Annotated in this window: 2 protein-coding genes; both read right to left on the bottom strand. The window is 64.2% G+C overall.

The window, feature by feature from the left end; genetic code table 11:
* A partial coding sequence (locus EN742_RS33960; protein WP_245492462.1) for an ATP-binding protein occupies window positions 1-653 on the bottom strand: 653 nt, incomplete at its 3' end.
* Between the two features lie 161 nt (window positions 654-814).
* Window positions 815-1,773: tetratricopeptide repeat protein (locus EN742_RS33965; protein WP_148670481.1), on the bottom strand; the 959-nt coding region annotated here is incomplete at its 5' end.

Raw genomic sequence — 1,773 nt, forward strand, 5'->3', positions numbered from 1 at the left:
GAATTGAGGAAGGCGAGTTCGCGCAGCCGGTGCTCCAGCGTTCCATAGTCGAACTCGACCATGGTGAAGGTCTCGGCCGACGGGAAGAAGGTGATCTCGCTGCCACTGCGGCCCTCATAGGTGCCGGGGCGCTTGTCCTGCTCGTAGCCGCCGGTGACCTTGAGCGGCGCGTCCGCATTGCCGTGCGTGAAGCCCATTTCGAAGATCTCGCCATTGCGGCGGATCTTGAGCTTGAGCCAAGCCGAGAGCGCGTTGACCACCGAGACGCCGACGCCGTGCAGGCCGCCCGACACCTTGTAGGAGTTCTGATCGAATTTGCCGCCGGCATGCAGCTGCGTCATGATCACTTCGGCCGCCGAGACGCCTTCGCTGGGGTGGATGTCGGTCGGAATGCCGCGGCCATTGTCGATGACCGTGACCGAACCGTCAGGGTTGAGCGTCACCGAGACCAGGTCGGCATGGCCGGCCAGCGCCTCGTCGATGGCGTTGTCCACCACCTCATAGACCATGTGATGCAGGCCAGAGCCATCGTCGGTGTCGCCAATATACATGCCCGGCCGCTTGCGGACGGCATCCAACCCCTTCAAAACCTTGATGGAATCGGCGCCGTACTCGGCTTCCGCGCCATTGGCGCTTTCAGTCTGATCGCTCATGAAAACCTGTCTGATTGATGGCTGCTGGTCCAGCGCTGGAAACTGGCTCCGAATCGCGCCGTTTTGATGTCCTAGATATAGGCGCAAATGCCGGTTTTTCCAAGGTTTGCCGGCATTTCCGGGCAGGAAAGCCGGCTGTCCGGAAGCGGCCGCGCCGCAGGCTATTTTGTCCTGGCCAGCCGATCCTGCAGAAACTTGATCATGAACTTGTATCGCGGCGCCAGCCGGCCGCTGCGGTCGAGCTCCAGCGTCCGCTCGAGCGCCTCGGAAAGCACGGCCCTCGGGTTCCTCGCGACCTGAGAATAATCGATCATCGCGACCACCAGGTCGCGCTGCCAGGTGGCGTTTTCGGGGTCGGACTGGGCAAGCTGCTGGCGGATGTCCAGGCTGTCCTCGAAGGCCTTCCGCGCGCCCTTGATGTCGCGCTGCTTGGCCTTCAGCATGCCGATCTCGGACAGTGTTATCGACAGGTCGCGCTGCCAGTCGGAATTGGCCGGGTCGAGCCTGGCCAGCCTGTCGACGATGGTGAAACTGTCGAGATAGAGCTTGAGCGCGCCCTTGCGATCGCCCTGGATGGCGAGCACGCCCGCGACTTTCTCCAGGCTGACCGAGAGGTCGCGCTGCCAGTCTGTGTTGTCCGGATCGCTGTCGGCCAGCGCCTGAGCCTGAGACAACGCTTGCCGGTAGGCCGAAAGGGCGGCCGGCCAGTTCTCCTGGTCCTTCAGCGCGTTGCCGACCTTGGTGTTGCCGACCGACAGATCGCGCTGCAGCTCGGTGTTGTCCGGGTCGCGGCTTGCCAGCCTTTCGACGATGTCCAGGCTGTCCCGGTAGGCAGCGAGCGCGCCGGCGGGATCGTCGCGCTCGCGCTTGAGATCGCCGATCGTGTCATGGCTGACCGAGACGTCGCGCTGCCGCTCGGCATTGTCGGGCTGCTTCGCGGCCAGCGCCAGCCGGATCCTCAGGCTTTCCTCATAGGCGGCCTGCGCATCGTCCAGCCGGCCGGCGGCACGGGCAAGCCCGGCGATCTCGTCATAGGAAATAGTCAGCTCGCGCTGCAGGTCGTCGCGCTCCGGCTCGTGGCCGGCGAGCTCCTTCTTGATCGACAGGCTTTCCTGGTAGG

The organism is Mesorhizobium sp. M4A.F.Ca.ET.020.02.1.1, from assembly GCF_004022645.1.
Taxonomy (GTDB): domain Bacteria; phylum Pseudomonadota; class Alphaproteobacteria; order Rhizobiales; family Rhizobiaceae; genus Mesorhizobium.